This is a genomic window from Pseudomonas sp. S2_B07 (assembly GCF_054668435.1).
Map to the genome: position 1 here is coordinate 3,789,504 of NZ_CP162769.1, position 23,707 is coordinate 3,813,210.

General features: G+C 60.7%; 20 protein-coding genes and 1 pseudogene. 12 read left to right on the forward strand and 9 right to left on the reverse strand.

Going from position 1 to position 23,707, the window contains the following annotated elements; all coding sequences use genetic code 11:
* Positions 1 to 43 precede the first annotated feature (43 nt).
* Positions 44 to 1,477 (reverse strand): aminotransferase-like domain-containing protein, encoded by a 1,434-nt coding sequence (locus AB4N43_RS17405; RefSeq protein ID WP_027926362.1) that lies wholly within the window; start codon positions 1,475 to 1,477, stop codon positions 44 to 46.
* A 179-nt stretch (positions 1,478 to 1,656) separates the two neighbouring features.
* Here AB4N43_RS17405 and AB4N43_RS17410 point away from each other — a divergent pair, with 179 nt between their 5' ends.
* The gene (locus tag AB4N43_RS17410) at positions 1,657 to 1,902 is read left to right on the forward strand and encodes a DUF1127 domain-containing protein (RefSeq protein ID WP_027926363.1); all 246 of its coding nucleotides are present in this window, start codon (positions 1,657 to 1,659) and stop codon (positions 1,900 to 1,902) included.
* A 126-nt stretch (positions 1,903 to 2,028) separates the two neighbouring features.
* On the opposite strand, the gene AB4N43_RS17415 is transcribed toward AB4N43_RS17410, so the two are convergent.
* Positions 2,029 to 3,342: an NAD(P)/FAD-dependent oxidoreductase gene (locus AB4N43_RS17415; RefSeq protein WP_027926364.1), complete on the reverse strand. Its 1,314-nt coding sequence runs from the start codon at positions 3,340 to 3,342 to the stop codon at positions 2,029 to 2,031.
* A 147-nt stretch (positions 3,343 to 3,489) separates the two neighbouring features.
* Here AB4N43_RS17415 and AB4N43_RS17420 point away from each other — a divergent pair, with 147 nt between their 5' ends.
* Positions 3,490 to 3,843, forward strand: coding sequence for a YkgJ family cysteine cluster protein (locus AB4N43_RS17420; RefSeq protein WP_007947437.1), 354 nt, complete (start codon positions 3,490 to 3,492; stop codon positions 3,841 to 3,843).
* Between the two features lie 52 nt (positions 3,844 to 3,895).
* Here the strand turns inward: AB4N43_RS17420 and AB4N43_RS17425 are convergent, their stop codons facing one another.
* Positions 3,896 to 4,384 (reverse strand): Lrp/AsnC ligand binding domain-containing protein, encoded by a 489-nt coding sequence (locus tag AB4N43_RS17425; protein WP_003177284.1) that lies wholly within the window; start codon positions 4,382 to 4,384, stop codon positions 3,896 to 3,898.
* A gap of 157 nt (positions 4,385 to 4,541) precedes the next feature.
* Between AB4N43_RS17425 and dadA the strand changes: the two genes are divergently transcribed.
* The 7 genes and pseudogenes from dadA (at position 4,542) to AB4N43_RS17460 (ending at position 11,365) form a co-directional block, all read left to right on the forward strand.
* Positions 4,542 to 5,846 carry a D-amino acid dehydrogenase gene (dadA, locus tag AB4N43_RS17430; protein WP_027926365.1) on the forward strand — a complete coding sequence of 435 codons (1,305 nt, stop codon included), beginning with the start codon at positions 4,542 to 4,544 and terminating at the stop codon, positions 5,844 to 5,846.
* The gene (locus AB4N43_RS17435) at positions 5,818 to 6,171 is read left to right on the forward strand and encodes a RidA family protein (RefSeq protein ID WP_027926366.1); all 354 of its coding nucleotides are present in this window, start codon (positions 5,818 to 5,820) and stop codon (positions 6,169 to 6,171) included. The genes dadA and AB4N43_RS17435 overlap by 29 nt, the downstream gene beginning before the upstream one ends.
* Before the next feature lie 96 nt (positions 6,172 to 6,267).
* Complete coding sequence (gene alr / locus AB4N43_RS17440; protein ID WP_027926367.1) at positions 6,268 to 7,341, forward strand: alanine racemase; 1,074 nt, start codon at positions 6,268 to 6,270, stop codon at positions 7,339 to 7,341.
* Between the two features lie 128 nt (positions 7,342 to 7,469).
* Positions 7,470 to 8,018, forward strand: a complete 549-nt coding sequence (locus AB4N43_RS17445) for a cupin domain-containing protein (protein WP_007947433.1) — start codon at positions 7,470 to 7,472, stop codon at positions 8,016 to 8,018.
* 183 nt (positions 8,019 to 8,201) lie between these two features.
* Positions 8,202 to 8,618, forward strand: a complete 417-nt coding sequence (locus AB4N43_RS17450) for a c-type cytochrome (protein ID WP_027926368.1) — start codon at positions 8,202 to 8,204, stop codon at positions 8,616 to 8,618.
* 248 nt (positions 8,619 to 8,866) lie between these two features.
* Positions 8,867 to 9,048 (forward strand): annotated as a pseudogene (locus AB4N43_RS17455) (transposase); the annotation flags it as partial.
* Between the two features lie 394 nt (positions 9,049 to 9,442).
* Positions 9,443 to 11,365, forward strand: a complete 1,923-nt coding sequence (locus AB4N43_RS17460) for an acetyl-CoA hydrolase/transferase C-terminal domain-containing protein (protein ID WP_460151760.1) — start codon at positions 9,443 to 9,445, stop codon at positions 11,363 to 11,365.
* 129 nt (positions 11,366 to 11,494) lie between these two features.
* On the opposite strand, the gene AB4N43_RS17465 is transcribed toward AB4N43_RS17460, so the two are convergent.
* Together AB4N43_RS17465 and rep are read right to left on the reverse strand one after the other, a co-directional pair.
* Positions 11,495 to 12,067: a xanthine phosphoribosyltransferase gene (locus AB4N43_RS17465; protein ID WP_027926370.1), complete on the reverse strand. Its 573-nt coding sequence runs from the start codon at positions 12,065 to 12,067 to the stop codon at positions 11,495 to 11,497.
* A gap of 84 nt (positions 12,068 to 12,151) precedes the next feature.
* Positions 12,152 to 14,161, reverse strand: a complete 2,010-nt coding sequence (gene rep / locus AB4N43_RS17470; RefSeq protein ID WP_027926371.1) for a DNA helicase Rep — start codon at positions 14,159 to 14,161, stop codon at positions 12,152 to 12,154.
* Positions 14,162 to 14,424: 263 nt separating this feature from the next.
* On the opposite strand from rep, the gene AB4N43_RS17475 reads away from it, so the two are divergent.
* Complete coding sequence (locus tag AB4N43_RS17475) at positions 14,425 to 16,098, forward strand: putative bifunctional diguanylate cyclase/phosphodiesterase (RefSeq protein ID WP_027926372.1); 1,674 nt, start codon at positions 14,425 to 14,427, stop codon at positions 16,096 to 16,098.
* A 37-nt stretch (positions 16,099 to 16,135) separates the two neighbouring features.
* Here the strand turns inward: AB4N43_RS17475 and AB4N43_RS17480 are convergent, their stop codons facing one another.
* Complete coding sequence (locus AB4N43_RS17480) at positions 16,136 to 17,530, reverse strand: NorM family multidrug efflux MATE transporter (RefSeq protein ID WP_027926373.1); 1,395 nt, start codon at positions 17,528 to 17,530, stop codon at positions 16,136 to 16,138.
* Between the two features lie 158 nt (positions 17,531 to 17,688).
* Here AB4N43_RS17480 and AB4N43_RS17485 point away from each other — a divergent pair, with 158 nt between their 5' ends.
* Together AB4N43_RS17485 and AB4N43_RS17490 are read left to right on the forward strand one after the other, a co-directional pair.
* Complete coding sequence (locus tag AB4N43_RS17485; RefSeq protein ID WP_027926374.1) at positions 17,689 to 18,609, forward strand: LysR substrate-binding domain-containing protein; 921 nt, start codon at positions 17,689 to 17,691, stop codon at positions 18,607 to 18,609.
* A 189-nt stretch (positions 18,610 to 18,798) separates the two neighbouring features.
* Positions 18,799 to 20,775: a methyl-accepting chemotaxis protein gene (locus AB4N43_RS17490; RefSeq protein WP_059181960.1), complete on the forward strand. Its 1,977-nt coding sequence runs from the start codon at positions 18,799 to 18,801 to the stop codon at positions 20,773 to 20,775.
* A 139-nt stretch (positions 20,776 to 20,914) separates the two neighbouring features.
* Here AB4N43_RS17490 and AB4N43_RS17495 read toward each other — a convergent pair whose 3' ends face one another.
* Genes AB4N43_RS17495 through AB4N43_RS17505 form a run of 3 tightly spaced genes read right to left on the reverse strand, consistent with a single transcriptional unit; the run spans position 20,915 to position 23,662 of the window.
* Positions 20,915 to 22,360: a vWA domain-containing protein gene (locus tag AB4N43_RS17495; RefSeq protein WP_194940476.1), complete on the reverse strand. Its 1,446-nt coding sequence runs from the start codon at positions 22,358 to 22,360 to the stop codon at positions 20,915 to 20,917.
* 56 nt (positions 22,361 to 22,416) lie between these two features.
* Entirely contained in the window at positions 22,417 to 22,923 is a 507-nt protein-coding gene (locus AB4N43_RS17500; protein ID WP_027926377.1) for a hypothetical protein, read from the reverse strand.
* Between the two features lie 4 nt (positions 22,924 to 22,927).
* Positions 22,928 to 23,662 (reverse strand): hypothetical protein, encoded by a 735-nt coding sequence (locus AB4N43_RS17505; protein ID WP_027926378.1) that lies wholly within the window; start codon positions 23,660 to 23,662, stop codon positions 22,928 to 22,930.
* Positions 23,663 to 23,707: the final 45 nt, after the last annotated feature.

Below are 23,707 nucleotides of genomic sequence, written 5' to 3' on the forward strand. Positions count from 1 at the left end.
GGCGGCAGGTGTCGGCATATGGACGCTGGTTTCCCGAGAAAAGTCAGTCAGTGATGCTGTCAGTTTCGGCTAACAGTTTGATAGCCAGGGCACCGACCTTGCGCACCGCCTCTTCAATCTGCGGTGTTGGCTTGGCAGCGTAGTTCATGCGCAGGCAGTTGCGGTACTTGCCTGACGCAGAAAAGATGCTGCCCACGGCAATCTGTACGCCTTGATCGTGCAACGCACGATTCAGTTTCAGGGTGTCGAAGCTTTCCGGCAGCTCGACCCACAGCATGAAGCTGCCTTGCGGGCGACTGGCGCGGGTGCCGACCGGGAAGTAGCGCGTGACCCAATCGATCATCACGTCGCGATTGCGTTGATACTGCGTGCGCATCCGCCGCAAATGCGGCTCGAAGTGCCCGGCCTTGAGAAACTCGGCGATCGCAATCTGCGGTTGTGGCGCGGTGGAGCCGGTGCTGATGTATTTCATGTGCAGCACCCGCTCCAGATACCGGCCGGGCGCGACCCAGCCGATGCGTAATCCGGGTGCCAACGTCTTGGAAAACGAACTGCACAGCAGCACGCGACCGTCCTCGTCGAAGGATTTGATCGTGCGCGGTCGCGGGTAGGTGTAGGCCAGTTCGCCATACACATCGTCCTCGATAATCGCCACGTCAAAACGCTGTGCGAGCGTCAACAACGCGCGCTTTCGCGACTCGGGCATGATGTAGCCCAGCGGGTTGTTGCAGTTGGGGGTCAACTGTATGACTTTGATCGGCCACTGCTCCAAGGCCAGTTCCAGCGCGTCGAGGCTGATGCCGGTGATCGGGTCGGTGGGAATTTCCAGCGCTTTCATGCCCAGCCCCTTGAGGGTTTGCATGGCGCCGTGAAAGCTCGGCGAGTCGACGGCCACAATGTCCCCCGGCTCGCAGATCGCCCGGATGCTGGTGGACAGCGCTTCGTGGCACCCGGTCGTGACCACCAGATCGCTGGCGCTCAACTGGCACCCGGAGTCGAGCATCAGGCGTGCGATCTGTTCGCGCAGTTCGAGGGTGCCGTGGATGTTGTCGTAATACAGGCCGGGCATGTCCTGGCGACGGCTGATACGCGCGAGGTTGCGCAGCAGCGGTTTCATGGTCGGCGTGGTGATGTCCGGCATGCCCCGACCCAGTTGCACCACGTCCTTGCGCGGCACCGCGCGAATCAGCTCCAGCACCTGATCCCACTGCGAAATATCCACCGGCCGCTGGGCCGGACGCCCGATGGCCGGCAGCTCCGGCAGTTCGCGACCCACGGGTACGAAATAGCCCGACTTGGGTTTTGGCGTCGCCAGGCCACTGTCTTCCAACACGCGATAGGCCTGCTGCACCGTGCTCAGGCTGACCCCGTGTTCAACACTCAGCGCCCGCACCGAGGGCAGCCGGTCACCGGGGCGATAGAAGCCCTGTTCGATACGCGTGCCGAGCAACTCGGCGAGGTTGACGTAAAGGGTCATGGTGCAGTCTCGGTGTGGGTGATTCGGTAAACCAATACAGATCAGGCAAGAAATGAGGATTCAGACCCTAGGACGCCAAATCTGTATGGAATTAATACTTATCTGTTGAATCTGTAATGCTTTTCGTCGCCCACGCATCATGAAAGCTCTGGCTACCCAAGTAAACAGGAGCAATCAAAATGAACGGCTTGAGCGATGTGCGGCTGACGTTACACAGTCAGGAACTGGTGAGAGGGCAGGAACACGGTACACGTGAGGCGCTGATGCGCAACGCACCGTCCGGCCTGGGTCGCTGGGGTCTGTTCTGGCATCGTCTGCACACGCGCAAGGCGTTGCTGGCGCTGACGCCGGAGCAGCTCAGGGATGTGGGGCTGACGCGGGAACAGGCGCGGGAGGAGGGGCTCAAGCCTTTCTGGCGGATCTGATTTTTGTGGTTTTCTCCCGGCCCAATCGCGAGCAGGCTCACTCCTACAGTTGATCTGTGTTGTTCACAAATCCCCTGTAGGAGTGAGCCTGCTCGCGATGGCGCCGGAACAGACACCAAAAACCTGTCAGGCCAACTCTTTAAGCCGATGCCACAACATCCCCAACGCCAACAACGGCGAGCGCAAATGTTTCCCGCCCGGAAAGGTGATATGCGGCACCTTGGCAAACAGATCAAACCCACCACTGTGCTGCCCGCTGATCGCTTCAGCCAACAACTTGCCGGCCAAATGCGTGGCATTCACTCCATGACCGGAATAGGCCTGGGCGTAATACACATTCGGCTGGTCTTTAAGCCGGCCAATCTGCGGCAGGCGGTTGGCGCCGATGCCGATCATTCCGCCCCATTGATAGTCGATCTTCACCGTGCCCAGTTGCGGGAAGACTTCCAGCATCTTCGGTCGCATGTACGTGGCGATGTCTTTCGGATCGCGGCCTGAATAATGGCAGGCACCCCCAAACAGCAAGCGCCGGTCGGCAGAGAGCCGGTAGTAATCCAGTGCCACGCGCTGATCACAGACCGCCATGTTCTGCGGCAGCAGTGAATGGGCCAGTTCTTCGCTCAACGGCTCGGTGGCGATGATGTAGCTGCCGGCGGGCAGCACCTTGCCGCTGAGTTCGGGGTTGAGCTGATTGAGGTAGGCGTTGCAGCCCAGCACCAGCGTCTTGGCGCGGACCGAGCCGTGGGCTGTGTGGACCTTGATCTCGGGACCATAATCGATGCAAGTGACCGCCGATTGTTCAAACAGTACCGCCCCCATTTCCTCGGCCGCCGCCGCTTCGCCCAGTGCCAGGTTCAGCGGATGCAGGTGCCCCGAGCCCATGTCGATCAAACCGCCGACGTAACGATCGGAGCCCACCACCGAGTGCATTTCATTGGCCTGCAGCAGGCGGGTTTCGTAGCGATAACCGAGGCTGCGCAGCTCTTCGGCATCCTCGGCGAAGCCTTCGAGGTCGCGGGGTTTGTTGGCCAGGTCGCAGTAACCCCACGTCAGGTCGCAGGGGATCTGAAAACGCGCGACGCGCTGGCGGACGATTTCCACCGCCTCCAGGCCCATGAGCTTCATCTGGCGTACGCCGTCGGTGCCGATCACGTTGGCGAATTGATCAAGGCCATGACCGACGCCGCGAATCAATTGTCCGCCGTTGCGCCCGCTGGCGCCCCAGCCGATTTTGTGGGCCTCGAGCAGGATGACGCTCAAGCCTCGTTCCGCCAGTTCCAGAGCAGTGTTCAGCCCGGAAAACCCGCCACCGACCACGCACACATCCGCCACCAGATCCCCCCTGAGCGCCGGATAATCGGGTCGCGGCAGGCTGCTGGCGGCGTAATAAGAGGCAATGTGCTGGTGACCTGGAGCGGATGGCTGAGCACCGGCATTCATGGGCGTGTTCCCGATTCTGGCGTCTGGAAAAGTTGACGGAGCATAAGCCGGACCTTCTGGCACGGGCAACATTGGTCGGCTGCTGCTGTATGGATCGGCGCCTTTGCTGCAGAATCGCGCTCTATTCCGCTTTTGGTCACCGCTTCAATGAGCTGCAACAGTCAGAAAATCCGAACGCTTCGCCAACAGATTCCCTCGTTCGAGTGCGTGCCCGGCTGCCATGACTGCTGTGGGCCGGTGACCACCTCGCCGGAAGAAATGTCCCGCCTGCCGCGAAAGACCCGCGCCGAGCAGGACGCGGCGATGGATGAGCTCAATTGCGTGCACCTGGGGCCGAACGGTTGCACGGTGTATGACGAGCGTCCGCTGATTTGCCGGTTGTTTGGCACCACCAAGACCTTGCCATGCCCGAATGGGCGGGGGCCGGTGGAGCTGATTCATCCTCGGGTGGAGAAGCAGATTCATGAGTACATGGCGTCTACCCGGCAAGTGCTTGTTTGAATCCATTCAGGTAGACCGAGTTGCCTCAATCGCGGGTTGGCCACCGAATATCTCAATCCGGAATCGGCAAACTCAAGCTCTCCTTCACCTCTTCCATCACGATATAGCTCTTGGACTCGCGCACATGCGGCAGCTTGAGCAGGATGTCCCCCAGCAGCTTGCGGTACGAGGCCATCTCGGAGATCCGTGCCTTCACCAGGTAGTCGAAATCCCCTGACACCAAGTGGCATTCCAGCACATGGGGCAGTTTCAGCACCGCGCGTCGGAACTCTTCGAAGGTATCCCCGGATTTGTAGTCCAGGCTGATCTCGACGAACACCAGCAGACTACCCTTCAAATGCTGCGGATTGAGCCGGGCGTTGTAGCCCATGATGATCCCTTCGCGCTCCAGGCGCCGCACCCGCTCAGTGCACGGCGTGGTAGAGAGCCCGACCTTTTCCCCCAGCTCCGTGAACGAGATGCGTCCGTCCGCTTGCAGGATCCGCAGAATGTTGCGGTCGATCTTGTCCAGCTCTCGTTTGGTCTGAGTGTTGGTACGCATAGGGGATGCGCCTCCGTGAAAAGGGTTTTTGCCGAGAATTGTCGCCAAATATAGCTGCTTATATAGTGAAAAACACTGGCAAATCTTTTTTACACTGCGCACATCACTGCTTGAATACAACACACGTCAGCGGTCAGCCGCGATGAGGGATATGAAAATGCGCGTTATGGTCTTGGGTAGCGGCGTCATCGGTACCGCCAGTGCTTACTATCTGGCTCGTGCCGGGTTTGAAGTGGTGGTGGTGGACCGTCAGCCGGCCGCTGCCATGGAGACCAGTTTCGCCAACGCAGGTCAGGTCTCGCCGGGCTATGCCTCGCCGTGGGCCGCGCCGGGCGTGCCGCTCAAAGCCATCAAGTGGCTGTTGCAGCGCCACGCACCGCTGGCGATCAAGGCCACGGCCGATATCGACCAATACTTGTGGATGGCGCAGATGCTGCGCAACTGCACCGCCAGCCGTTACGCGGTGAACAAGGAGCGCATGGTCCGCCTGTCCGAGTACAGCCGTGACTGCCTCGACGAATTGCGCGCCGAAACCGGCATCGCGTACGAAGGCCGCAGCCTCGGTACGACCCAACTGTTCCGCACCCAGGCTCAACTCGACGGCGCCGCGAAAGACATCGCCGTGCTGAAAGAGTCCGGCGTTCCGTTCGAACTGCTCGACCGCGCCGGCATTGCCCGCGTCGAGCCAGCGCTGGCCAGCGTCACCAACATCCTCGCCGGTGCCCTGCGCCTGCCGAACGACCAGACGGGCGACTGCCAGATTTTCACCACCCGCCTGGCCGAAATGGCCGTGAAACTGGGGGTGGAATTCCGTTTCGGCCAGGACATTCAGAAACTCGACTACGCCGGTGATCGCATCAACGGCGTGTGGATCGACGGCAAGCTGGAAACCGCTGACCGCTACGTGCTGGCACTCGGCAGCTACTCGCCGCAATTGCTCAAGCCGCTGGGGATCAAGGCGCCGGTATACCCGCTCAAGGGTTACTCGCTGACCGTGCCGATCACCAACCCGGCAATGGCCCCGACCTCGACCATTCTCGACGAGACCTACAAGGTCGCGATCACCCGTTTCGACAACCGCATCCGCGTCGGCGGCATGGCGGAGATCGCCGGTTTTGACCTGTCGCTGAACCCGCGTCGGCGCGAAACCCTGGAGATGATCGTCAACGACCTTTATCCTCAGGGCGGCGATCTGGCCCAGGCGAGTTTCTGGACCGGTCTGCGTCCGACTACTCCGGACGGCACGCCGATCGTGGGCGCGACCCCATTCAAGAACCTGTTCCTGAACACCGGTCACGGCACACTCGGCTGGACCATGGCCTGTGGCTCCGGCCGCTTGCTGGCTGACCTGATGGCCAAGAAGACGCCGCAGATCAGCGCCGAAGGCCTCGATATTTCCCGTTATGGCAGCAAACCCCAGGAGTCCGCAAAGCATGGCAATCCAGCGCCAGCTCACCAATGAACGCATGAGTCAGATCGTCAGCCACAATGGCACCGTGTATCTGGCGGGGCAGGTCGGCGATGACTTCAACGCCGGGATTGAACAGCAGACCCGCGATGTCCTCGGCAATATCGAGCGTTTGCTGGATCTGGCCGGGACTGACAAGCAGCATCTGCTGTCGGCGACGATCTACCTGAACGACATCGAGGCGCACTTTGCCGGGATGAACTCGGTGTGGGACCAGTGGCTGCCCAAAGGCGCTGCACCGGCCCGTGCCACCGTCGAAGCGAAGATGGCCAAGCCGAGCATCCTGGTTGAGATCTCCATCGTCGCCGCGTTGCCCTAACCGTTTCAAAAATCCCTCTGCCGGTGCTGTTGGCGGTTTACGCCGCCAGCCAGCGCCGGTTTTTTTATTCCCATGACCGCCTAGAAGTCTGCCGCCATGCGTCCAGCCCGTGCCCTGATCGACCTTCAAGCCCTGCGTCACAACTTCCGAATCGCCCGCGAAATTACCGGGGCCAAAGCCCTCGCGGTGATCAAGGCCGATGCCTATGGCCATGGCGCGGTGCGTTGTGCCCAGGCGCTGGAAGCCGAGGCTGACGGTTTTGCCGTGGCCTGCATCGAAGAAGCGTTGGAGTTGCGCGCGGCGGGTATTCGGGCGCCGGTGTTGCTGCTGGAAGGGTTCTTCGAAGCCGATGAGTTGGCGCTGATCGTCGAGCATGATTTCTGGTGCGTGGTGCATTCGTTGTGGCAACTCGAAGCCATCGAGAAAGCCACGCTGAGCAAACCGATCACTGTCTGGCTCAAGCTCGATTCGGGCATGCACCGCGTGGGTCTGCATCCAAAGGATTATCAGGCGGCCTATCAACGGCTGCTGGCCAGCGGCAAGGTCGCGAAAGTGGTGCTGATGAGCCACTTCGCCCGGGCCGATGAGCTGCACGAACAGGCCAGCGCCGAGCAGGTCGCGGTATTTGAAGCCGCGCGCAAAGGTTTGTCGGCGGAAGTCAGCTTGCGCAACTCGCCGGCCGTGTTGGGCTGGCCGCAGATCCCAAGCGATTGGGTTCGCCCCGGTATCATGATGTACGGCGCGACGCCGTTCGAAGAAGCCAACACCGTGGCGGCCCGCCTGCAACCGGTGATGACCCTCGAATCCAAAGTGATTTGCGTGCGTGAACTGCCGGCTGGCGAGCCGATCGGTTACGGCGCCAAATTCATTACACCCAAGCCGATGCGTGTAGGCGTGGTCGCCATGGGCTATGCCGACGGTTACCCGCGTCATGCACCGACCGGCACGCCGGTCATGGTGGCCGGGCAACGCAGCCAGTTGATCGGCCGGGTGTCGATGGACATGCTCTGCATCGACCTGACCGATGTGCCGCAAGCCGGCCTCGGTTCGACCGTCGAGTTGTGGGGCAAAAACATCCTCGCCAGCGATGTGGCAGCGGCGGCGGACACGATTCCTTATCAGATCTTCTGCAACCTGCGTCGGGTGCCACTGCTCTATTCCGAGGGCTGACACCTCGCGGGCCGCACCGAAAATCGCCTCGCCCCACAGGATTCAGGTCCAAGTGTTGTAAATACTGAACGCTGTCGCCATGATAACGCTCAATATTCCAACAACCTGAATCCCTGGAGGCGCAAGCATTGGACGTCGGTGAACGACTGCAATCCATCCGTAAGCTCAAAGGCCTTTCGCAGCGTGAGCTCGCCAAGCGCGCGGGTGTCACCAACAGCACGATTTCGATGATCGAGAAGAACAGCGTCAGTCCCTCGATCAGTTCGCTGCGCAAAGTACTGGGCGGGATTCCCATGTCCATGGTCGAGTTCTTTTCTGAAGAAATCCTGCAGGAAAAACCGACGCAGATCGTCTACAAAGCCAACGAGCTGATCGATATTTCCGATGGCGCCGTGACCATGAAACTGGTCGGTCGGGCACACCCGAGCCGGGCTATCGCGTTTCTCAATGAAATCTACCCGCCAGGCGCCGACACCGGTGACGAGATGCTCACCCATGAGGGCGAGGAAACCGGCATTTTGGTGGAGGGTCGACTGGAACTGGTGGTCGGGCTGGAAACTTTTGTGCTCGAGGCCGGCGATAGCTACTACTTTGAAAGTACCAAGCCGCACCGTTTCCGAAATCCGTTCGATGCGCCGGCGCGACTAATCAGCGCAGCGACACCGGCGAATTTCTGAGTAAAGAAGGCGCCCTGCCAGTCAGGCCGAGGCACCCGGGCGGTTTTTCCGCTGCAGCATAAGACCCCTTCGACTTTGGGGTTGTTTCAGTGTGGCGGGCTTACCGCTATACTTGCGCCCGCCTGCGAACCGTGGCCGTAGGCGTGACTAGCCACCATTGAGGGTGAACGCGTGAACCTAATTATGAAAATGCTGGCTGCACCAGCAACCGTATTGGCCCTATGGGCTGTCAGCGCTCAAGCTGCGACGAACGACGATATTGCCAAACGCCTTGAACCGGTCGGTCAGGTCTGTGTACAGGGCAAAGAGTGCAAGGGGATGGAAGTTGCTGCCTCTGCGGGCGGTGGCGGCGGTGCCAAGACCCCGGACGAAGTGATTGCCAAACATTGCAACGCTTGCCACGGTACTGGCCTGTTGGGCGCACCGAAAATCGGTGACGCTGCTGCCTGGAAAGAACGTGCCGATCACCAGGGTGGCCTCGACGGTATCCTGGCCAAGGCCATTACCGGTATCAACTCGATGCCGCCTAAAGGCACCTGCGCCGACTGCTCGGATGCCGAGCTCAAAGGCGCGATCCAGAAGATGTCCGGCCTGAAATAAGCCCGGGTCTTCAGCGAAAAAACCGGCCTCGGCCGGTTTAATGAGATGGTCACCCCACACCCTGCGAGGGCTACGCTTTCGCAGGGTGTTTTGTTTTCGCAGGCCATCATCATGAGCGAGTCAGCGCTGATCGGTATCGATCTCGGTAAACACAGTTTCCACCTTCACGGCCAGGATAAGTCGGGTCGTGAGGTGTTTCGCAAAAAATGCTCACGACCGCAGGTGATGCATTTTTTCGGCAACCTGCCGAGCTGGGTAGTCGTTTGCTGAGCTTGCCGTGTGTCGGGCCGATCACCTGGAGATGGGCGATGGTCAGCAGTACCGATGCAGTCGCGATTTTGCTGCGTCCGTTGGCTTGGTGCCCAGGCAGTACAGCACGGGTGGCAAGGCCAACCTGCCGGGGATCAGCAAGCGCGGTGACAAGCACCTGCACTCAGTATGAAGCAGGGCCAGACGCGCTGAACGCCTGACCCTGCGGTTGTTGCAGTACCACGAATCACCCTTAAGGTTTTGCGATAGCTGAACAACGGATGACGTGAACGGCCTACCGGCCTGGCGAAGATCCTGACACAAAAATCGGCTCCAGAAGCCGACAGTTTTTTAAGGATCGTCAGGCGTGACTCTCATCGTGGCGCTGGGGCATGCCCCAAACAGACGCCGGATAGATTTAAGCAAGCCAACCACTTCAGCCACTAATCAGTATTGCAAAAATGGGGGTGACCATAGATTTTTGTGCCTGCGATTTGTGCGGGAGGCTATCCATTGCAGCAAAGACCCGGCAAGCTCGGTTCAACCCCGATTCACGGAATGTAAGGGAGGATCACATGGTGCAGCTGTGTTCTATCGAGCAAGCGGTCGATGACGTACTGGCGCGATTGCCGGCGCACATTCACATGGGCTTGCCCCTCGGCCTGGGCAAACCCAACCACTTCGTCAACGCGCTGTACCGGCGCATCGCGCAACTGCCGCAGCGGCAGCTGACGATCTACACCGCGCTGTGCCTGGGTCGTCCGTCACTGGGTGACGGTTTGCAGAAGCGCTTTCTCGAACCCTTTATCGAGCGCGTATTTGGCGACTACCCGGAACTGGATTTCCTCGCCGAACTGCGACGCGACAACCTGCCGCCGAACATCCATATCCAGCAGTTCTTCATGCAGCCGGGCAGCCTGCTGCATAGCGCATCGGCCCAGCAGGATTACGTCAGCAGTAACTACAGCCATGCCGCGCGGGACATTAACGCCGCCGGTTTGAACCTGATCGCGCAACTGGTGGCCAGCCATTCCGAGCACCCCGATCGCCTGAGCCTGAGTTGCAACCCGGACATTACCCTCGACCTGTTCCCGATGATCGCCAAACGGCGGGCGGCGGGGGAGACGATCCTGCTGGTGGGCCAGGTGCATAACGATTTGCCCTACATGCCTGGCGACGCGGAAATCGGCATCGACACCTTCGATCTGCTGGTCGACGAAAAGGACGACAGCACGTTGTTCTCGACGCCGAACATGCCCGTGGGTTTCCAGGATCACTTCATCGGCCTGCACGCCAGCACATTGGTACGCGACGGCGGCACGTTGCAGATCGGCATCGGTTCCATGGGTGATGCACTGACGGCGGCGTTGCTGGCACGGCAAGCCGACAATGGCGGTTACAAGGACTTGCTGGCGGACGTGAATCTGAGCCAGTGGGCGCAGTTGATCGACCGTGAAGGTGGTCTCGAACCGTTCGCCAAAGGCCTGTACGGTTGCAGCGAAATGTTCGTCAACGGCTTGCTGGTACTGGCCGATGCCGGGATCGTGCGGCGCAAGGTGTATCCCGATGTGCCGACTCAGCGACAGGCCAACGCCGGTACCCTCGATGAAGCCGCGCAAACCGACGGCATCTCGGTGCACGGCGGTTTCTTCCTCGGGCCGCGCAGTTTCTACGAGCGCCTGCGCGAGCTGCCGCAAAGCAAACGCCTTGAATTCAACATGACCCGCATCAGCTACATCAACGAACTGTACGGGCAAGAAGAGCTCAAGCGTTTGCAGCGCCTGGACGCGCGGTTCATCAACACCGTGTTCACCATGACTCTTCTGGGTGCTGGTGTGGCCGATCAGCTTGAAGACGGACGCGTGCTGAGCGGTGTGGGCGGGCAATACAACTTCGTTGCCCAAGGCCATGCGCTGGAGGGCGCGCGTTCAGTGTTGCTGCTGCGCAGCTGGCGCGAGGCGGGCGGGGACGTCAGCTCGAACATCGTCTGGCAGTACGGCCACTGCACGATCCCAAGGCACCTGCGCGACATCGTGGTCACCGAATACGGCATCGCTGACTTGCGCGGCAAGACCGATGCGGCGGTCATCGAGGCGTTGCTGAACATCAGCGATTCGCGGTTCCAGTCGGGGCTGATCCAGCAAGCCCAAAGCGTGGGCAAGCTGCCGAAAGACTTTCGCCTCGACCCACGCTTCGCCGACAACAGCCCGGAGCGTTTACAGGCGATTCAGGCACGGCATCCGAACCTGTTTCCGGAATATCCGCTGGGCTGCGATTTCACTGAGGTGGAGCGCGACGTGTTGCGGGCGCTGAACTGGCTGAAGAGCAAGTTCAAACTGACGGAGATTCTGGAGCTGGGCAAAGCGGCACTGGATGCGCCAGAGGCATCGATGTTTCCCGAGCATCTGGAGCGGATGCAACTGACCAACCCTGACGGGTTGAAAGAGGACTTGTTCCAGCGCCTGCTACTCACCGGCCTGAAAGCCACCCCACAATAACAACCATCCCCAAACAACTGTGGGAGCCGGGCTCGCCCGCGATGAGGCAATAACATTCAACATCGATGTTGTCTGTTCAGCCGCCATCGCGGGCAAGCCCGGCTCCCACAGGTTCGGTGCTGTACTGGTTTATTCGATGAAGGTCACGACACCGCCGGCCAGCGATTGCACGCGAGCCAGGGATTCCACGCGATAACCCTGAGCATCCAGTTCGGCACGACCGCCCTGGAACGACTTCTCGATCACGATACCCAGGCCCGCCACGGTCGCGCCGGCCTGTTTGATGATCGAGATCAGCGCTTGCGATGCCTTACCGTTGGCCAGGAAGTCATCGATGATCAGCACGCGGTCGCTGCTGGTCAGGTGGCGCGGGGAGATCGCCACGGTGCTTTCAGTCTTCTTGGTGAACGAGTAAACGGTCGCCGACAGCAGGTTTTCAGTCAGGGTCAGGGACTGTTGCTTGCGGGCGAAGATCACCGGCACGCCGAGGTTCAGGCCGGTCATGATCGCCGGAGCGATGCCCGAGGCTTCGATGGTGACAATCTTGGTGATGCCCGAGTCCTTGAACAGTGCGGCGAATTCGTCGCCGATCAGCTTCATCAGGGCCGGGTCGATCTGGTGGTTCAAAAAGGCGTCTACCTTCAGGACCTGATCGGAAAGCACGATGCCTTGTTCGCGGATTTTCTGGTGCAGTGCTTCCATGAAGCGTTCCTCTACTGGCGCCAAATGCGCCTAGTTTGTAAAAAGTGTTCGGTTAAAAATGCTTTGATTAAAAAGTGCTCAATTCTAGCGCTTTAACATCGCGCGTATATCCGCCAATGCGGTATTTCCGCGAACGGCTTTGACTTCAACCGGCGTGTCGTCGTTGCCTTCCCACGCCAGATCGTCCGGCGGCAGCTCATCGAGGAAGCGGCTCGGCGCGCAATCGATGATCTCGCCGTACTGCTTGCGCTTGGCGGCGAAAGTGAAGGCCAGGGTCTGACGCGCGCGGGTAATCCCGACGTAGGCCAGGCGGCGTTCTTCTTCGATGGTGTCGGCTTCGATGCTGGAACGGTGCGGGAGGATTTCCTCTTCCATGCCCATGATGAACACGTACGGGAATTCCAGGCCTTTGGAGGCGTGCAGCGTCATCATCTGCACACCTTCGGCGCCGTCTTCCTCTTCCTGCTGACGCTCCAGCATGTCGCGCAGCACGAGTTTGCCGATGGCATCCTCGACGGTCATCTCGCCTTCTTCGTCCTTCTCCAGGGTGTTTTTCAACGCCTCGATCAGGAACCAGACGTTGCCCATGCGGTAATCGGCGGCCTTGTCACTGGAGCTGTTGGTGCGCAGCCAGTTCTCGTAGTCGATGTCCATGACCATGCTGCGCAGCGCCGAGATCGGGTCTTCGCCAGAGCACTGCTCGCGCACCTTGTCCATGAAGCGCTTGAAACGCGACAGGCGATCGGTGAAGCGCGTGTCCAGATGCTCGCCCAGGCCGATTTCGTCGGTGGCGGCGTACATCGAGATTTTGCGTTCGGTGGCGTAGTTGCCGAGCTTTTCCAGGGTGGTCGAACCGATCTCCCGGCGTGGGACGTTGATCACCCGCAGGAAGGCGTTGTCGTCATCCGGGTTCACGATCAGGCGGAAGTAGGCCATCAGGTCCTTCACTTCCTGACGTCCGAAAAAGCTGTTACCGCCGGACAGGCGATACGGAATCTGGTGGTGTTGCAGCTTCAGCTCGATCAGCTTGGCCTGGTAGTTGCCGCGATACAGGATCGCAAAATCGCTGTAGGGCCGGTCCGTGCGCAAGTGCAGGGTCAGCAGTTCCACGGCCACGCGCTCGGCTTCGGCGTCTTCGTTGCGGCAGCGGATCACGCGGATCTCGTCGCCGTGGCCCATCTCGCTCCACAGCTGTTTTTCGAATTCGTGAGGGTTGTTCGAGATCAGTACGTTGGCGCAACGCAGGATGCGGCTGGTGGAGCGGTAGTTCTGCTCCAGCATCACCACTTTCAAGGACGGGTAGTCATCCTTGAGCAACATCAGGTTTTCCGGACGCGCGCCGCGCCAGGCGTAGATCGACTGGTCATCGTCGCCGACCACGGTGAACTGGTTGCGCGTGCCGATCAGCAGTTTCACCAGCAAATACTGGCTGGCGTTGGTGTCCTGGTATTCGTCCACCAGCAGGTAGCGGACTTTGTTCTGCCACTTTTCGAGGATGTCGGCGTGTTCCTGGAACAGCTTCACCGGCAGCAGGATCAGGTCGTCGAAGTCCACCGCGTTAAACGCCTTGAGCGTGCGCTGGTAGTGGGTGTAGACGATGGCGGCGGTCTGTTCCTTGGGGTTGCGCGCGTTTTCCAGGGCTTCGGCAGGCAGGATCAGGTCGTTTTTCCACGAGCCGATCATGTTCTTGATCTCGTCGACGCCGTCGTCGCCCGCGTATTCCTTCTGCATGATGTCGGTCATCAAGGCTTTGACGTCAGTCTCGTCAAAGATCGAGAAGCCCGGTTTGTAGCCCAGCCGCACGTGTTCCTTGCGGATGATGTTCAGCCCCAGGTTGTGGAAGGTGCACACCGTCAGGCCACGGCCTTCGCCGCCCTTGAGCAGGGTGCCGACCCGTTCCTTCATCTCGCGCGCGGCCTTGTTGGTAAAGGTCATGGCGACGATGTACTGGGCGCGGATGCCGCAATTCTGGATCAGGTGCGCGATCTTTCGCGTGATCACACTGGTCTTGCCGGAGCCTGCGCCGGCGAGCACCAAAAGAGGGCCGCCGACGTAGCTCACGGCTTCTTGCTGCCGGGGATTGAGTCGGGACATACGGAATTCAGGGGGTCATTTATGAAATGGGCCGGCATTTTAACAGGCTCAGCGAATTCTGCTGCTCTGTCCGACTTGTGACGCAACACGCTTTCTCTAATTGCCGGTTTTGTTACTTTCAAGCAGGATGCGCGGTGAATCTGCGGCTAATGTTCGTATTCCTGACACAAAGTCACGTTTGACAACTGATGTCATTTGGTCATTGGTTAGCGGCGCGGCATAATGCCTGCCGCCTACATCTTTGCAGAGTCTAGGGAGCTAGCTTGTCTACGCCTGTCGAACCCTTGCGTTTGCTGCTACTGGCCGAAGAGCCAGCGTGGGCAGCGTTGTTGCGCGAGTGTCTGGCTCCGATGGGGAGCTCGGCCGTGCTCATCAGCGCGCCGAGCTGGGAGTCGGTCAGCAGTCTGTTCGATGACAATCGCCATGCGGTGTTGTTGACTGTTCCTGCACTTCAGCCGCTACCAGGCCGTTGCAGCTTGCCGACGGTGTTGTTGCTCGAACACGAGCCACTGATGCCGCCCGATGGTGTGAGTGACTGGCTGGTGCGCGACCTGCTCGATGCCGGGATGCTGCGTCGTTGCCTGCGGCATGTGCGCGAGCGCGGCCTGCTGGAAAACACCCTGCAACGCCTGGCTGAGCAAGATCCGCTGACCGGCATCGCCAACCGCCAGGGCTTCCAGACCCTGCTGGCCGCACGCCTGGCGGAAAACGAAGGCCGTGGCCTGGCCCTCGGTCACCTAGACCTCGACAACTTCCGTCACGCCAACGATGCCCTTGGCCACCAGGCCGGCGACCGCTTGATCCTGCAAGTGGTCGCGCGGCTGAAAAGCCAGCTTGAGGCCGGCGATCAACTCGCGCGCCTGGGCAGCGATGAGTTCGCCTTGCTGATCGACACCCGCCGCGCACCTCAACGTGCCGAATGGATGGCCGAACGCATCACCGAAGCGCTGGCCGAACCCTACTGGGTCGACGGTGAAAGCCTGTTGATCGGTTCCAGCCTGGGCATCGCCCACGCCCGGGCCCAGGCCGGCGCCGACCCGCTGATGTGGCACGCGCACATCGCCATGCAGCAGGCCAAGAGCACGCAAGGCTGCACCTTTCACATTTTCAACGAACGCATCAACCGCAACGCCCGCAGCATGGCCGACCTTGAAAGCGAGCTGCGCCGGGCCTTGCGCCGTGACGAGCTGGAACTGCATTACCAGCCGCGCCTGAACATGGCTGACGGCCAGATCGTCGGCCTCGAAGCCTTGGTGCGCTGGCGGCATGCCGAGCGCGGCTTGCTGGCGCCCAGCGAATTCGTGCCGCTGGCCGAGCAAAGCGGTTTGATCGTGCCGCTCGGTTACTGGGTGATTTCCCGGGCGCTGCGGGACATGCAGGCCTTGCGCGAACAGGGCCTGCCGGCGCTGCACATGGCGATCAACCTGTCATTCCGGCAGTTCCAGGACAGCCAATTGCTCTCCACGCTGAGCCGGCTGATTGCCGAACGCGGCGTCGAAGCACAGTGGCTGGAGTTCGAACTGACCGAAACCGCCGTGATGCGCCGCAGCGATCTGGTCAAGCAAACCATGGACGCCCTCGGACGCCTGGGCGTGCGCTTCTCCCTGGATGACTTCGGCACCGGGTTCTCCTCCTTCGTGCACCTCAACAGCCTGCCGATCGCCTTGCTCAAGGTCGACAAGAGCTTTGTCGGCGGCATGGAAGAGCGTGAAGAGAACCGCAAACTGGTCCACGCGATGATCAACCTGGCGCACAACCTCAATCTTGAGGTCGTCGCAGAAGGGGTGGAAACAGTGGAGCAGCTCGATTTGTTGCGCGGGTTTGGTTGTGATCAGGTGCAGGGTTATCTGATCAGCAAGCCGCTGCCGTTGGCGGATCTGGTTGAGTACCTGACCTTCGGCAGCGATCAGTTGCCAGTGCTGGAAGTCGTGAGCTAACCCAAATCCCTTGTAGGAGTGAGCCTGCAGGGGGATTTCATTCGGCCTGAGCGATCTTGAATCCTTGAGATTGAGGCTCCTGCCGAATCATCCGTTTCATCTTCCATTCAAACGCCAGCGTCAAACTCACCGCCGCGCACGCCAGCCCCAGCGCCAACCCCCACCAGACACCCGTCGGCCCCCAGTGCAAATGGAAGGCCATCCACCACGCGGCCGGTGCGCCTATCAGCCAGTAACAGCCCAACCCGACCAGGAACGTGGTCTTGGCGTCCTTGAGCCCGCGTATGCAGCCCATGGCGATGGTTTGCGTACCGTCGAACAGCTCGAACCACGCTGCCACCGCCAGCAGGCTTACAGCCAGTTCAATCACGGGGCGGAACGCCGGGTCGTTGTGGTCCAGGAACAGGCCGATCAACTGATTCGGCAGGAACCAGAAGACCATCGCAAAGCCCAGCATCGCCGCCGCGCCGAAGGCAATGCCGACCCGTCCGGCCAACCGTGCATCCAGTAACTGCCCGGCGCCATAGTGCTGACCGATGCGCATGGTGATCGCGTAGGAAAGCCCCGCCGGAATCATGAACGCCACCGAAACAATCTGCAGGGCGATCTGGTGCGCCGCCAATTGCGTGCTGCCCATGGTGCCCATGCACAGCGCGGCGAACGCAAACAGTCCGACTTCCACTGCGTACGTGCCGCCAATCGGCAGGCCGAGGCGCCACAGTTCTTTCAGGTACTGACGGTTCGGCCGTGACAGGCCCTGGCGCAACGGATAGGCGTCATATGCCGGATGCCGGCGGATGTGCAGGGCCAGTGCCACCGCCATCAGGTTAGCGACAATCGCTGTCACCAGCCCAATGCCCATCAAACCCATTTTCGGCAGGCCGAACATGCCGGTGATCAACGCATAGTTGAGCAGGAAGTTGGCCACGGTACCGCCGAGGCTGATGACCATCACCGGCGTCGCCCGGCCGATGGCGCTGGTAAAACCGCGCAACGCCATGAAACTCAGGTAACCGGGCAGGGCGAACGGCAGGATCAGCAGAAACTGCCCGGCGGCGTGGACGTTGGTTTCGGTTTGGCCGAACAGCAGCAACACCGGTTTGAGGTTCCACAGCAGCAGTCCGGCCACCAGCGCCATCAACCACGCCAGCCACAATCCGGCCTGGGTCAGTCGTGCGGCGCCAACAATGTCACCCGCGCCCTGACGAATCGCCACCAAGGTGCCGACCGCCGCAATCACGCCGATGCAGAAAATCGACACGAACGAGTAGGTCGCCGCACCCAGACCGCCGCCGGCCAACGCTTCGGGGCTCAGGCGCGCCATCATCAAGGTGTCGGTGAGGACCATCAGCATGTGCGCCAACTGCGAGGCAATCAGCGGCCCCGCCAGCCGCAGGATGGCCCAGAGTTCAATACGCGCTGGATGCTTCATGGTCATCACGCTCGATTATCAAAGAGGTCTGGAAAGCGTCGATTCTCGGCGCTTCACGGGGTTAACACAAAGGGATAAAAAGGATGGGTAGCATGAGTCAGACTCATGCAGAACAGATTCTGCTACGGTAGCCGGATTGCGCTATAGGAGCTTTCCTCATGTCCCGTCGTCTTCCTCCCTTGTATGCCTTGCGCGCATTTGAAGCGGCGGCGCGGCACAGTTCATTCACCCGCGCGGCTGAAGAACTGTCGATCACCCAGAGTGCGGTGAGCCGGCATATCCGTACGCTCGAAGAGCATTTCGCCTGTCGGTTGTTTCACCGCAGTGGGCGCAATTTGCAACTGACCGAGTCGGCGCGGTTGATCCTGCCGGGCATTCGTGACGGTTTCACCGCCCTGGAGCGCGCCTGCAATACCTTGCGCGCCGAAGACGACATCCTGCGCATGAAAGCCCCCTCGACCCTGACCATGCGCTGGTTACTGGCGCGGCTCAGCCGTTTCCGGCACCTGCAACCGGGCAATGAAGTGCAACTGACCAGCGCCTGGATGGACATCGATTCGGTGGACTTCAATCAGGAGCCGTTCGATTGCGCCGTGATCCTCAGCAACGGGCATTTCCCGCCGGACTGGGAGGCCACGCTGCTGTTCCCCGAGGAGCTGATCCCCGTCGGCGCGCCGAATCTGCTGAACGACCAGCCGTGGGACGTCGCGCGTTTGGCCAGCACTGAGTTGCTGCACCCGACACCGGATCGGCGTGACTGGCGCAGTTGGCTCGACCGCATGGGCCTGACCGATGAGGTCTCGCTCAAGGGCGGCCAGGTGTTCGACACCCTGGAGCTGGGCATGATCGCCGCCGCGCGGGGCTATGGCGTGTCCATGGGGGATTTGCTGATGGTGGCGGAGGATGTCGCACAGGGGCGCTTGAGTCTGCCGTGGCCGACGGCGGTCGCCAGCGGTGAGAATTACTACCTGGTCTGGCCGAAAACCCGCCCCGGAGGTGAACGTTTGCGCAGGCTCAGCGATTTTCTGCTGGGAGAGGTCCGGGCCATGGATTTACCGGTTGTGCAGCGTTTGAGCTGAATCGATAGAGCCCACGCAGTAGAGGCCTTGAGCCATATCCGGGCTATTTACTCAAGTATTCGGTTTTGCCGCCGAAAATCTGCAAGTGGAACCTTCGTGCTGGTTCGACGCTTTTCCCCATTATCTGGAAAATTTTGCTGAGTGCTCAGCCCGATCAAGCAGGATCAGGTCGCTCGGCCAGGAGCTGTCATGTCTCAACCCCGTGCCCGGATCGCCTCACAGCTTGGTCTTGCGCTTGCCGTGATACTGGCGATTGTCATCACTGGCAGTACCGTGTTCGCCCTGCGTTCGCTGGACACTGCCAACCTCGCCACCCGCGAAGAGCACCTGGCCAGTGAGGCCCGGTTGCTGGCCGATCAGTTGAGCACCTTTCACGGCACCTTGCGTGAAAGCACCCAGCGTCTGGCCGGTCTGTTCGAGAAGCGCTTCAGCGTCGGTCTGAGCGTGCACCCGGAGGAGCCGGTGGCGGTGGCGGGCACGCAGACTCCGGGCTTGCACCTGGGTAGCGAAGTGTTGAACAACAATTTCAAGGAAGTCGACGAGTTCAAGCAAATGACCGCGGGCGTGGCGACGTTGTTCGTGCGCAGCGGCGAAGACTTTATCCGGGTCAGCACCTCCCTGACCAAACAGGACGGCAACCGCGCCATCGGCACGCTGCTCGATCACGCTCATCCGGCGTATGCACGCTTGATGGCGGGGCAGAGCTATGTCGGTCGCGCCTTGCTGTTTGATCGCTCCTACATGACGCAATACACCCCCGTGCGCGACAGCAGCGGCAAGGTGATTGCCGTGCTCTTCGTAGGGTTCGATTACACCGACGCGCAGAACGCGCAGTTCGAGAATCTTAAGCGTTTCCGCATCGGCCAGACCGGCTCCCTGGCGTTGCTCGATGAGCAAAGCAAATGGCTGGTGCCGATTTCGGGTGTGCAGGCACTGGATCAAGCTGTCCCGGCCATCGTCGGACTGGCGAAGACACCGGGAAAAGGCCAGTTCTGGAGTGATAAATCCGAAGATTTCTACAGCGTGTCCGTGCCGTTCGATGGTGGCCCATGGTCGGTCGTGGCGAGCATGCCAAAAGCTGAAATCAGTGCGGTGACCTGGAGTGTCGGCATTCAATTGGCCATTGGCAGTCTGCTGGCGATGTTGATCGCGGTCGGTTCGGCTGTCTGGTTGCTGCGCAGCAAACTCGCGCCGCTGGGTGATCTGGTGCGTCAGGCCGAAGCCTTGGGCGCCGGTGATTTGAGCGTGCGCCTGAACGTGGCGAGCAACGACGAGATCGGTCAACTGGCCCGCGCGTTCAACCAGATGAGTCAGGCCTTGTCGACCATGGTCGAGCACATTCGCAAGGCCTCGGCCGAGGTCAACAGCCGTGCGCAGGCATTGTCCGGTCTGTCCGGTGGCGCCTACGAAGGGATGGAGCAGCAGTCCGGCGAGATCACCAGCATGGCCGGCGCCGTGGAGGAATTCAGCGCCACGTCCCTGAACATTGCCGACAACATGGGCAACACTCAGCGGCTCGCCCAGGAAAACGCCCAGCAAACCCAGATCGGTCGTACCTCGATGGACGAAGCCTCAGCATCGCTGGAACAAATTGCCGGTGCGTTGAACAGCACCGCGACGGTGATCAACACTCTGGGCCAGCGTTCCCAGGAAATCGGCGGTATCGTCGGTGTGATTACTGCGATTGCCGAACAGACCAACCTGCTGGCGCTGAACGCCGCCATCGAAGCGGCTCGCGCCGGTGAGCAGGGCCGTGGCTTTGCGGTGGTGGCCGATGAGGTGCGTAACCTGGCATCGCGCACTCGTCAGGCCACTGACGAAATATCCGGGATGATCAACAGCATCCAGCAAGAAACCGGCAACGCCATCAGCACCATGGAACAGGGCAATGTGTTGATGCAGGAAGGTCTGTCGCGGAACGCCAATGTGGCTTCAGCCCTGGCGCGGATCGATGAGCAGAGCCGTTCGGCCGGTCAGCAGTTTGCGGCGATTACCACCGCGACTCAGGAGCAAAGCAGCACGGCGACGTTGCTGAGCAGCAACCTGCAGAGTATTGCGTTGGCGAACAGTGAACAGCGGGAAGTGGTGTCGAACCTGGCGGTGACGGCCAAGGAGCTGGAAAGCCTGGCGGCGGACTTGCGCCAAGAGGTTGACCGGTTTCGTTGAGGCGCCTTTGAAATCGCTTTCGCGAGCAGGCTCCGCTCCCACAGGGTTATAGGTTGTTCCGCTCTCTTGTGAGCGACACAAATCCTGTGGGAGCGTGGCTTGCCCGCGATGGGCCCACCTTAGTATTCAAGCCAAGTGACTAGTCGCACTTGGCATTGCTCGACACTTCCTTGGTCGCCTGTTTCAGCTGACTACCCAGCTCAGCCGCATTGGTGCTGCTGTAAACCCGGCCACCGGTGTTTTCAGCGATGCAGCGTGACGGGCCACCGGCGCCGATTTTCACCACGTTGACCCGCAAGCGCGGTTGTTCCCTGGCGATTCGGCGGGACACCGCGCAAGCGTCTTTCTGGCAACCGTCCTCACCGTCGACAAACATCACGATCACCGCATCGTTATTGCGCCCGTCGACCGTGCTCGCTGCGTAGGCCAGGCTGTCGGCCAGCGGCGTACCGTCGTTGGGCACCAGTCCGCGGATCCCGTTGATCAACCGCTGACGGTCGCCGAACCGGAACACGCCCTGGTCCGGTGTTCTTTCGCAACCGGCGAAGGTGATCAGGCGTGTGTCGATCTTTGGATCGAGCCCGTTGATCATGCCGGCCAGCGAGTCCTTGGCGACGTCCATGCGGCTGGGCTTGGCGAAAATTTGCCGGGTGCGGTTCACGTCCAGGTACTTGTTCATCTCATTGCCGAAGAACCAGTCCTCATCGGATTTCACCGACTTGATGTTCAAGTCCATCGAGCCCGAGGTGTCGAGTACCACCACAAATTGCGGAGGCACGGCATCCGGCGCTTTTTTACGGCACGCGTAGTTATCCAGCGTCGGGGCTGGAGGTGGCGGCGGTGGTGGCGGTGGCGGTGGCGGCGCGGCCGGTTTTGGTGGTGGGACCGGCTTGGGTGGCGGCACTGGTTTTGGTTCGGGCACCGGTTCTGGTTCCGGAACAGGTTCCGGTTCCACGACAGGCTCGGGAACTGGCTCTGGAACAGGCTCAACCGGTTTCTCGACGGGCGTCACCACGGGCGCGACCGGCGCAACCGGTGGCACCACGACAACGGGTTCACGGTGCAGGAACCACCAGAGCCACAGCGCCAGCAGCAGCAACAGCAATGCGAGCAAGGCCGCCGCGATCCACCAGCCACGACGCGACGGCGGTACGACTGGCACCACCGGGACCACCGGCGGCACGATGGGCTTGGGCGGACGCTGGTGCCAGCGCACCACCAACGGCTCACCGTTGAGGCTGTAGAGTTTGTCCAGCTCTGGCGTACCGAGCAGGCTGCGCAGGTCTTCCGCTTCCTTCGGTTGACCGCGTCGTTGCAGTTCGTCCGCCAGCTGTCCGAGGGACGTCTGACGCACTTCATAGGTTTGCAGCAAACGTCGTTGCGCGTCCTCGTTGAGGTCGGCGTAGGGCGTGGGTTGGCCACCCAGTTCGGTCCACCATTCCAGCACGTCGCCGCTGCCCATCCGCGGGATGGCAAACAGGCTGGCGACGGTCGGCGGAAAGTGTTTCTGGATGAGGGCGACTTTGGCTTGCAGCGCACTCATCCCCTCCGGTGTGGCTTGCGCATCCCTGATGACCCGCTGCATGACGACGATTCCTGAAAAAGTGCGGGCCTCCGTCGGGAGGCCTGCGGGGTGAAAAGTTACTCTTCGTAGCCGAGGCTGAATTGCAGTTGATTGACCTTCTTCTGCAACGCCTTCAGCTCTTCCTGCTTGGCCGCCAGGGTTGCGGGCGTTGATTTGGTCACGGGCGCCGCTTGCGAAGCCTTGAGCTGCTGCTCGAGGCCGGCAATCTGCTTCTGCACCGAGCTTTCATTGGCATGCCGGGCCTTGAGCGAGCTCAGCAGTTGCCCCAGCGACTGATTCAGCGTTGCCTGGGCTTTCTGCTGGCTGGCCAGGTCGGTCTTGGTGCTGAGCTGCTGGGCCTGGATGTTCTCGTACACCTGACGGAACATCGCGTTTTGTTGACGGGACTCGCTCAGGGCCAGTTCCTTCTGCTTGACCTGATCGCTGTAACCACCGGAGTAGTCGCAGTTCATCTTGGTCAGCATGCTGCTGTCGCGATTGGTCGCATCGCATTCGCCCGGCTTGGTCGCGCAACCGCTCAAGGCCAGGACGGCGGTGAGGACCGCCAGTTGTCGTAACGTCATGTGCTTAGCCCAGGGTGATCGCGGAGCGTTGGCTGTACAGACCGTCGACTTCCTTCTGCAGGGCGGCGACTTTCTGGTTCAGTTTCATGATGTTCATGTCCACCTGCTTGATCTCCGCACCGGTGGCGCCTTGTGCACGCTCGGCGTCTGCCACTTTGGTGTACTCGGTGACTTTGGTGCGCATGTTGCCGAGGTCTTTGCGCAGGCGCGCGATGTTCGAATCAATCTCGGCGATTTGCACCTGGGCCTTGGCCTTGTCGACTTTCTTGTTGGCGATGTCCTTTTTGATCTGGGCGATCTGCGCCTGATCGTCATTGATCACTTGCTGAGCGGTCGCGGTACGGGCGATCACGTTCTGCGTGTCTTGTTCGACGTCGCTGTTCATTTTAGCCAGGCGGGTGGTGGTGTCGGCGTATTCGCTGCGACGCTGATCCAGATAGTAGTTCGCGCCCATGGCCACACCACACGCGGTAATACCGGCGGCGACGGCACACACCGCTTTGTTGTTGCTGTTGGACAGTGCGCACGCGAGGATGCCGACACCGGCGCCCATGGCACAGGCCTGGTAGCCGGACTTGCTGAAGAACTCTGCGTCCTGGCCCTGGGTCAGGCGCGGGTCGGCCCCGCCGCTTTCGCCGAGCATGGAGCTACCGGTGTTGGCGCAACCGGTCAGCAGCAGGCTGCCGGCAACAACGAAAGCGATCTGTAGCTTGAAGCGAGTCCAAAGGCTGCGCGACATGGTGAAACTCCTAGGTGACGGTGTTGACGCGTTTTTATTGAGGTG

Excerpts from the sequence above, each read along its gene's own strand:
- AB4N43_RS17450 (WP_027926368.1), top strand. The coding sequence starts at position 8,202 with ATGAAAATGCTGGCTGCACCAGCAACCGTATTGGCCCTATGGGCTGTC.
- AB4N43_RS17425 (WP_003177284.1), bottom strand. The coding sequence starts at position 4,384 with ATGCGTACCAACACTCAGACCAAACGAGAGCTGGACAAGATCGACCGC.
- AB4N43_RS17460 (WP_460151760.1), top strand. The coding sequence starts at position 9,443 with ATGGTGCAGCTGTGTTCTATCGAGCAAGCGGTCGATGACGTACTGGCG.
- alr (WP_027926367.1), top strand. The coding sequence starts at position 6,268 with ATGCGTCCAGCCCGTGCCCTGATCGACCTTCAAGCCCTGCGTCACAAC.
- AB4N43_RS17500 (WP_027926377.1), bottom strand. The coding sequence starts at position 22,923 with ATGACGTTACGACAACTGGCGGTCCTCACCGCCGTCCTGGCCTTGAGC.
- AB4N43_RS17435 (WP_027926366.1), top strand. The coding sequence starts at position 5,818 with ATGGCAATCCAGCGCCAGCTCACCAATGAACGCATGAGTCAGATCGTC.
- AB4N43_RS17485 (WP_027926374.1), top strand. The coding sequence starts at position 17,689 with ATGTCCCGTCGTCTTCCTCCCTTGTATGCCTTGCGCGCATTTGAAGCG.
- AB4N43_RS17415 (WP_027926364.1), bottom strand. The coding sequence starts at position 3,342 with ATGAATGCCGGTGCTCAGCCATCCGCTCCAGGTCACCAGCACATTGCC.
- AB4N43_RS17405 (WP_027926362.1), bottom strand. The coding sequence starts at position 1,477 with ATGACCCTTTACGTCAACCTCGCCGAGTTGCTCGGCACGCGTATCGAA.
- AB4N43_RS17465 (WP_027926370.1), bottom strand. The coding sequence starts at position 12,067 with ATGGAAGCACTGCACCAGAAAATCCGCGAACAAGGCATCGTGCTTTCC.
- AB4N43_RS17490 (WP_059181960.1), top strand. The coding sequence starts at position 18,799 with ATGTCTCAACCCCGTGCCCGGATCGCCTCACAGCTTGGTCTTGCGCTT.
- AB4N43_RS17420 (WP_007947437.1), top strand. The coding sequence starts at position 3,490 with ATGAGCTGCAACAGTCAGAAAATCCGAACGCTTCGCCAACAGATTCCC.
- AB4N43_RS17410 (WP_027926363.1), top strand. The coding sequence starts at position 1,657 with ATGAACGGCTTGAGCGATGTGCGGCTGACGTTACACAGTCAGGAACTG.
- AB4N43_RS17480 (WP_027926373.1), bottom strand. The coding sequence starts at position 17,530 with ATGAAGCATCCAGCGCGTATTGAACTCTGGGCCATCCTGCGGCTGGCG.
- dadA (WP_027926365.1), top strand. The coding sequence starts at position 4,542 with ATGCGCGTTATGGTCTTGGGTAGCGGCGTCATCGGTACCGCCAGTGCT.
- AB4N43_RS17505 (WP_027926378.1), bottom strand. The coding sequence starts at position 23,662 with ATGTCGCGCAGCCTTTGGACTCGCTTCAAGCTACAGATCGCTTTCGTT.
- AB4N43_RS17495 (WP_194940476.1), bottom strand. The coding sequence starts at position 22,360 with ATGCAGCGGGTCATCAGGGATGCGCAAGCCACACCGGAGGGGATGAGT.
- rep (WP_027926371.1), bottom strand. The coding sequence starts at position 14,161 with ATGTCCCGACTCAATCCCCGGCAGCAAGAAGCCGTGAGCTACGTCGGC.